At 71.5% G+C, this 6,590-nt stretch carries 8 protein-coding genes; 1 reads left to right on the top strand and 7 read right to left on the bottom strand.

All coding sequences use genetic code 11. From position 1 onward, the window contains the following. Window positions 1-199: 199 nt before the first annotated feature. The 4 genes from PUT80_RS36770 to PUT80_RS36755 all read right to left on the bottom strand — a co-directional run bounded on the left by PUT80_RS36770 (window position 200) and on the right by PUT80_RS36755 (window position 2,428). Window positions 200-499, bottom strand: a complete 300-nt coding sequence (locus tag PUT80_RS36770) for a hypothetical protein (RefSeq protein ID WP_037806447.1) — start codon at window positions 497-499, stop codon at window positions 200-202. Next, window positions 486-722 carry a hypothetical protein gene (locus tag PUT80_RS36765; protein WP_037806448.1) on the bottom strand — a complete coding sequence of 79 codons (237 nt, stop codon included), beginning with the start codon at window positions 720-722 and terminating at the stop codon, window positions 486-488. The genes PUT80_RS36770 and PUT80_RS36765 overlap by 14 nt, the downstream gene beginning before the upstream one ends. Window positions 723-759: 37 nt before the next feature. Further along, the gene (locus PUT80_RS36760) at window positions 760-1,212 is read right to left on the bottom strand and encodes an Lrp/AsnC family transcriptional regulator (RefSeq protein WP_009078207.1); all 453 of its coding nucleotides are present in this window, start codon (window positions 1,210-1,212) and stop codon (window positions 760-762) included. 73 nt (window positions 1,213-1,285) lie between these two features. Continuing rightward, window positions 1,286-2,428, bottom strand: coding sequence for a Xaa-Pro peptidase family protein (locus PUT80_RS36755; protein ID WP_037806449.1), 1,143 nt, complete (start codon window positions 2,426-2,428; stop codon window positions 1,286-1,288). 227 nt (window positions 2,429-2,655) lie between these two features. Between PUT80_RS36755 and PUT80_RS36750 the strand changes: the two genes are divergently transcribed. Then, window positions 2,656-3,600, top strand: coding sequence for a 5'-3' exonuclease (locus PUT80_RS36750; RefSeq protein WP_275294868.1), 945 nt, complete (start codon window positions 2,656-2,658; stop codon window positions 3,598-3,600). 45 nt (window positions 3,601-3,645) lie between these two features. Here the strand turns inward: PUT80_RS36750 and PUT80_RS36745 are convergent, their stop codons facing one another. Genes PUT80_RS36745 through PUT80_RS36735 form a run of 3 tightly spaced genes read right to left on the bottom strand, consistent with a single transcriptional unit; the run spans window position 3,646 to window position 6,549 of the window. Continuing rightward, the gene (locus PUT80_RS36745; protein ID WP_275294867.1) at window positions 3,646-4,863 is read right to left on the bottom strand and encodes a GNAT family N-acetyltransferase; all 1,218 of its coding nucleotides are present in this window, start codon (window positions 4,861-4,863) and stop codon (window positions 3,646-3,648) included. 56 nt (window positions 4,864-4,919) lie between these two features. Further along, the gene (locus PUT80_RS36740) at window positions 4,920-5,312 is read right to left on the bottom strand and encodes a DUF4333 domain-containing protein (RefSeq protein WP_134731991.1); all 393 of its coding nucleotides are present in this window, start codon (window positions 5,310-5,312) and stop codon (window positions 4,920-4,922) included. 37 nt (window positions 5,313-5,349) lie between these two features. After that, window positions 5,350-6,549: a GNAT family N-acetyltransferase gene (locus PUT80_RS36735; RefSeq protein ID WP_275294866.1), complete on the bottom strand. Its 1,200-nt coding sequence runs from the start codon at window positions 6,547-6,549 to the stop codon at window positions 5,350-5,352. Window positions 6,550-6,590: the final 41 nt, after the last annotated feature.

Genomic DNA, 6,590 nt, shown 5'->3' with positions numbered 1-6,590 from the left:
CACCCAACGAGCGAGGCACCCAGCCCCTCCCCCGCACCCCGATACGAAGCCAAAATGCGGACGGGGGGTGCTTGTCAAGGCATCTTTCCCGCCTTGACAAGCACCCGCCGTCCGTCATCACAATCAAGCTTCGGGGTGCCCCACGCAACCATGTGGGCGCAATGTCGCCGCCAGGCGACGAGCCGAAAACAAAAGAGACTCACAAATCCAACGCAGCCCTCAAAGCCACATCGATCTGCTCCTGAACCTCCCCGTCAACCTCCGCGATCCGCTCCGCCAGCCAAGGCCGATACAACCGCGTGAGATTCAACGTGGACACCCAATACCGAGCATCCACCGCAACCCCGAGAATGTCCTGCGGATCCCGGTCCAGCAACTCAGTCCCGAGCAGCCAAGGCCGCTCAGACTCATTCACCCCGTCCGAAGACAGCAAAACGACAGTCCGCTGCCGAGCAGGATCAGTAGGCGGGTGGTAAGTCCAAACCTCACCCCTGCGCACGCATCTCCTTCTCCGCAGCCGCCCGCTCCGCCTCATCCGCTTCCGCCGACGAAGCGGCAGGGGCGACCGGAGCCCGCTGCGGGGTATACCCAGTCCGGACCGCCTCGCGCCGGGCCGCCTTGGACAGCCAGGACGAGACCGAGATCCCGTGTGCTTTCGCGGCCCGCTCGGCGTACTCGAGCGCACCGGTGTCGAGCGAGAGTGTCACCTTACGTGTTGCCATACCTTTTACCGTACCACTCCCACCGCTCCGGAAGCTCTCACAACGTCGGCGACCGGCCCTCGAACGGCGTGGACAGCACGACCGTCGTCCGGGTGGACACCTTCGCGGCCTCGCGGATCCGCCGGAGCAGGTCTTCGAGGCCGAGCGGCGAGGCGACGCGGACCAGCAGGATGTAGGACTCGTCGCCGGCCACCGAGTAGCAGGACTCGATCTCGGTGATGTGCTGGATCCGCTGCGGGTAGTCGTCGGGCGCGGCCGGGTCGTTCGGGGTGAGCGAGATCAGCGCGGTGAGCGGGAGGCCGATCTGCTCGCCGTCGAGCCGGGCGGTGTAGCCGAGGATGACGCCGCGCTGTTCGAGGCGGCGCACCCGCTGGTGCACCGCCGAGACCGACAGCCCGACCCGTTCGGCGAGGTCGGTGAAGCTGCGCCGCCCGTCGGCGGCGAGCTCCTGCACGATCGCCTGGTCGAGCGGTTCCAGCGGTCCGCTCATGCCGCCACCTCCGCGAGGAGTCGCGCACGGGCCGGTCGGGAGGCGGCGGCGATGGTTCGCCGGAAGGCTGCGCTCATGCGTCCAGCACGACCAGTTCGTGCGGCCGGGTGTTCACCGGCTCGACGCCCGAGTCGGTGACGAGCACGATGTCCTCGATCCGGGCGCCCCAGCGGCCCGGCTGGTAGATGCCGGGCTCGACGCTGAAGGCCATGCCCGCCTCGAGCGGCAGGGCGTTGCCCTTGATGATGTAGGGCTCTTCGTGCACGTCGAGGCCGATGCCGTGGCCGGTGCGGTGGATGAAGTACTCGCCGAATCCGGCGGCGTCGATGACGTCGCGCGCGGCCTGGTCGATGCTCTCGGCGGTGGCTCCGGGGCGGACCGCGTCGACGGCGGCCTGCTGCGCGCGCTGCAGCACGGCGTAGGTCTCGGCGACGTCGGCGTCGCGGGGTTCGCCGATCGAGTAGGTGCGGGTGGAGTCGGAGTTGTAGCCCTCGGGCACGGGTCCGCCGATGTCGATCACGACGACGTCGCCGCGTTCGATGACGCGTTCGGACACGTCGTGGTGCGGGCTGGCGCCGTTGGGGCCGGAGCCGACGATGACGAAGTCGGCGTGCGTGTGGCCCTCTTCGACGATGGCGGCGGTGATGTCCGCGCCGACCTCGGCTTCGGTGCGGCCGGCGCGCAGCCATTCGCCCATCCGCGCGTGCACGCGGTCGATCGCCGCGCCCGCCTTGCGGAGGGCGTCGATCTCGGCGGCGTCCTTGCGCATCCGCAGTTCGCGCACGATCGGGCCGGCGAGGGTCTGCTCGGCGTCGCCGAACGCGGCGCGCAGGGCGAGCACGTGCAGCGCCGGGGTGAAGTCGCTGACCGCGATCCGGCCGGGCTTGCCGAGCCGGTCGGCGACGAGCCGGTAGGGGTCGTCGCCGTCGACCCAGGTGAGCACGTCGACGCCGAGGTCGTCGGTGGGCACGCCGGCGTAGCCGGGGGCCTCGAGCTTGGGCACGACGAGCGCGGGAGTGCCGTCGGCGGGCACGACGAGAGTGGTCAGCCGCTCGAACGAACCGCCCGCCTGGCCGAGCAGGTACCGCAGGTCCGAACCGGGCGCGACGAGCAGCGCGTCGGTGTTCGCGGCGGCGGCCGCTTTCGCGGCGCGGTCGAGACGGGCGCGGAGCGCGGCGGCGTCGGGAGCGGGCGTGTGGAGGGATCGGCTCGACATGACGCCGAGCCTAGTACCGGCGTCGCGGCGCGGCCCGCCCGTCCTCCCGAACCGGCGTGCCGCCCCGGCCACCTCGCCGAAGCCGCGTGTGGGCACCGTCCGTGAAGGACTCCTTGGGGGAATCTGATTCCCCCAAGGAGTCCTTCACGGGCTTCGGCCTTCGCGGGAGCGGACGCGCCCGGCGCCGCTTTCGGGTCGATCCGGGCCGGACGTGGCAGGCTGTGCGGGTGACCGGACCACTCGCCCTCCTCGATTCCGCGAGCCTCTACTTCCGCTCGTTCTACGCGCTGCCCGATTCGATGACCGCGCCCGACGGGACGCCGGTCAACGCCGTGCGCGGGTTCACCGACACGATCGCGCGCATCCTCACCGACCGCCGTCCGTCGCGGCTGGTCGCCTGTCTCGACGCGGACTGGCGGCCGAAGTTCCGCACCGATCTGCTGCCGAGCTACAAGGCGCACCGGGTCGCGGAGCCCGGGGACGGCGGGGCGGACGTCGAGGAGGTGCCCGACACGCTGACCCCGCAGGTGCCGATCATCCTGGAAGTGCTGGAGGCGTTCGGGTTCGCCGTCGCGGAGGCGGACGGCTACGAGGCGGACGACGTGATCGGCGCGCTCGCGACGCGGGAGAAGGACGCGCCGGTCGAGGTGATCACCGGCGACCGGGACCTGTTCCAGCTGGTGCGCGAGGAGCCGACGCCGACGTCGGTGGTGTACGTCGGGAAGGGCTGGGCGAAGGCGGAAGTGCTGGGGCAGCGGGAAATCGCCGAGAAGTACGGCGTTCCGGCCGAGCACGCCGGCCCTGCTTACGCGGACATGGCCGCGTTGCGCGGCGACCCGTCGGACGGGCTGCCGGGCGTGGCGGGGATCGGCGAGAAGACCGCGGCGAAGCTGATCACCCAGTTCGGTTCGCTGGAGGAACTCGTCGCCGCGGCCTCGGCCGGGGATTCGCGGGTGCCGTTGAAGACGCGGCTGCGGCTTTCCGACGCCGCCGACTACCTGGCTGTCGCGCCCACCGTGGTGCGGGTCGCGGTGGACGCGCCGGTGGTGCAGTCCGGGCCGGACGCGGTGCCGCCCGCGCCCGCCGATCCGGATCGGGTGGCGGAGCTGGCCGAGCGGTGGAACCTGGGCCGTTCGGTGGAGCGCCTGCTGGCGGCACTGCCCGGAGCTTGATTTGCCAGGGAGGGTTCCAGCCCGCGGCGGAACCCTCCCTGACGGTCAGAAGTGCGTGCCGGTCCAGGGTTGCGTGCCGGTCCGGAACAGCGCGTCCACCCGGGCGAGGGTTTCCGCGCTCGCGCCGGTGATCCGGCCGGACAACGCGAGCGGCGCGGCTTCCCAGGCGCCGAGGTACAGCATCGCCAACGTGTCCACGTCCAGTTGCAGATCGGCGTCGGCGTCGGTGCGCTCGACCCCGTTGCTGCTGACCCGGTACCGGCCGCGGTTGTCCGGCAGCATCCGGTCGTTCACTTCCAGCACAACGGGTTCCGCGGAGCCGTACGCGCGGGCCGCGAGCGCCGCCTGGACGTCGATCAGCCGCAGCCACAGTTCGTCGTCGACGGCGACGGTGTGCGCCCGGCGCGGGTCGACGAGCAGCAGGCCCACCGGGTCGTCCACCGGACGGCAGCGCGCGTGCACGACCTCGATCAGGTCGACCGACAGCAGGAACCGCCACAGTCCGGCCAGTGCTTCCGGCGACGCCGCGTGCAGTTCGTGGACTTCGAGCGCGGCGCCGCGTTCCGGGTCGAGGTAGCTGTTCTGCGGCACGACGTGGAAGACGGCGAAGCCGTCGTCGCCGTCCGGTCCACTGTGGACAGCGACGCGGTGGTTGCCGCCGTCGGGGTGGAGGTGCCAGTTGAACGCGATCGGCCACCAGAGTTCCGGGCGGGCGATCCGGCCGGGGCGGCCGGTGTCGATCCGTTGGTACAGCGAGGGAATCGTCGCGATCGCGTCGTCGGCGGAGAGCAGCCGGACGCGGCCGGGGGCGGCGACGGTTTCGCGCAGCGGGGCCGGTTGCTTGAGCTGCAGGGTGGCCATGCGGGTCGCGACGCCGTAGCCGAAGCGGCCGTAGATCAGCGCTTCGCTCGCGTACAGCGCGGCGACGACGTGGCCGCGCTGGACGAAGTCGTGCAGTTGCCGGTCCATCATCGCGGTGAGCACGCCGCGGCGGGTCCAGTCGGCGCGGACGCCGACGCCGTCGACCGCGGCCATCGGCACGGTGGCGCCGCCGGGGACGGCGAGTTCGGTGGCGAAGGAACTGGCGATGCCGATGGGTTCGCCGTCGTGGAACGCCCCGGTGCGGCCGTCGGCCTTCCAGGAATCGCCGACCCGGGCCCAGCGCTCGTCCGAGGGCGGGTTTCCGTGCAGGGACCGCACCAGGAGGTCGAAAGTCGCGCGGCTTTCGTCGTCGGTGATCTGGCGTACCACGTAGTCGCTCATGTCCCGATTCAACCAATTTCCGCGGCCGCGCGGCTATCGGATTTAACGCGGCCGAGTCACTGGGGCGGGTCGACGCGGTACTTGCCGTCCGCGCCGGTCACCGTGATGGGGACGTGTTTCGTCGTGCCCGCGATGTCCACAGTGCACTGGAAGCGCGAGCCGTCGGCGACGGGCTGCCGGTCCGGGCAGGACACCGCGCCGACGTTCGCGAGTTTGTAGTCGGTGGTGAGGAGCCGGGTGACGGCCGTGGCCATCACCCGGGAGTCGAACACGCGCATCGCCGAGGAAGAGCTGGGCGCCGCGGCCGAGGACGACGCGACGCCCGGCTCGGCGGGGCTGTCCGGCGTGACGGTGACGGTGCGGGCCGGGGGCGGGGGTGTGCCGCTGTCGCAGCCCGCGGCGGCGAGCATTCCCAGGCCGCACAACAACAGCACCCGCACGGCGCGCATCAAACCCGCTCCTCTGCGCGAAACGTCTGGTCAACGGTCAGAAGAACGTACCGCACCACACCGATTCGCGCGTGCCGAAGAGAACGTCGGCGGCTTCGGGAGCGGCCGGGTCGAACACCTCGATCCGGCCGGTGTCCGCAAGCGCTGAGGCCCGCCACGTTCCGAAGTAGAGCATGGCGAGGGTGTCCGCGGAGAGCCGCAGCGCGGGTTCCGCGTCGGTGCGGGAGGCGCCGTCGGGTCCGACGAGGTAGCGGCCGTCGTTGGCGGGCAGCGACCGGTCGGACACCTCGACGACGACGGGTTCGGCCGCTCCGTAGGTGCGGGCGGCGAGCGCGGCGGGCACGTCGACCAGCCGGAGCCAGCCTTCGTCCTCGGTGCGTTCGGTTTTCGCCATCCGGGGGTCGGCGAACAGCAGTTCGTGCGGTTCGTCGAGCGGGCGCATCGCGAGCACGATCTCGTCGACGAGGTCGACCGACAGCATGAACCGCCACAGTCCGGCGAAGGCGGCCGGATTGGCGTAGTGGAGCGCCATCACGTGCAGCTTCGCCCGGTCGTCGGAGTCTTTCTCGACGTAGTAGGTCAGGTAGCCGTCGTCGCCGTCCGGGCCGCGGTGCACGGCGGTCTGGAGCAGTTTCGCGCGACGGCGCAGCGATGCCTCGTAACCCGGCCAGTAGACCTCCGACCGGGTCATCGCGGCGATGCGGCCCATCGCGGTGGCGGCGTACAGCTCCGGCCATCGCGGGGCCGCCTCGTCGACGCCGAGGACGGTGACCTCTCCCCCGGCGGGCACATCCGGACGCAGCTGTGCCCGGACCCGGTCCACCACGACGTGCTTGGCGAGCGTCGCGACTCCGTAGCCGTAGCGGCCGTAGATCGTGCCTTCCGACGCGTACAGCAGCGCGAGCGCAACGCCTCGTTCGGCGAGGTCGCCCAGTTGCGCGGCCTGCAGCGCGCTGAGCACGCCGCGGCGGGTGCGTCCGGCGCGGACTCCGACGCCGGTGACCGCGGCCAGCGGGAGCCGTTTGCCGCCGGGGACGACCATTTCGGCCGCGAAGGACCGGGCGGTGCCGACCAGGTCCGGTTCGAAGACGCCCCAGCTGCGTTCGGCCTCGTAGGCCGCGGAGACGCGGTCCCATTCCTCGTCGGTGCCGGGCTGGACGTGCAGCGCGGCCCGGAACAGGTCCCAGGCCGCGCGCTGCTCGTCGGGACGGAGGATGCGGACGGTGCGGTCGCTCATGCCCCGATCATTGCGGGAGCGGCGGCTTGCCCGCCACTGAA

Source organism: Amycolatopsis sp. La24 (genome assembly GCF_029087445.1).
In the GTDB taxonomy this organism is placed as follows: domain Bacteria; phylum Actinomycetota; class Actinomycetes; order Mycobacteriales; family Pseudonocardiaceae; genus Amycolatopsis; species Amycolatopsis nivea.
The sequence above is the reverse complement of the archived record's forward strand: the minus strand, read 5'-3'. Positions and strand labels throughout refer to the sequence as shown.

Excerpts from the sequence above, each read along its gene's own strand:
- PUT80_RS36765 (WP_037806448.1), bottom strand. The coding sequence starts at position 722 with ATGGCAACACGTAAGGTGACACTCTCGCTCGACACCGGTGCGCTCGAG.
- PUT80_RS36760 (WP_009078207.1), bottom strand. The coding sequence starts at position 1,212 with ATGAGCGGACCGCTGGAACCGCTCGACCAGGCGATCGTGCAGGAGCTC.
- PUT80_RS36755 (WP_037806449.1), bottom strand. The coding sequence starts at position 2,428 with ATGTCGAGCCGATCCCTCCACACGCCCGCTCCCGACGCCGCCGCGCTC.
- PUT80_RS36745 (WP_275294867.1), bottom strand. The coding sequence starts at position 4,863 with ATGAGCGACTACGTGGTACGCCAGATCACCGACGACGAAAGCCGCGCG.
- PUT80_RS36740 (WP_134731991.1), bottom strand. The coding sequence starts at position 5,312 with ATGCGCGCCGTGCGGGTGCTGTTGTTGTGCGGCCTGGGAATGCTCGCC.
- PUT80_RS36735 (WP_275294866.1), bottom strand. The coding sequence starts at position 6,549 with ATGAGCGACCGCACCGTCCGCATCCTCCGTCCCGACGAGCAGCGCGCG.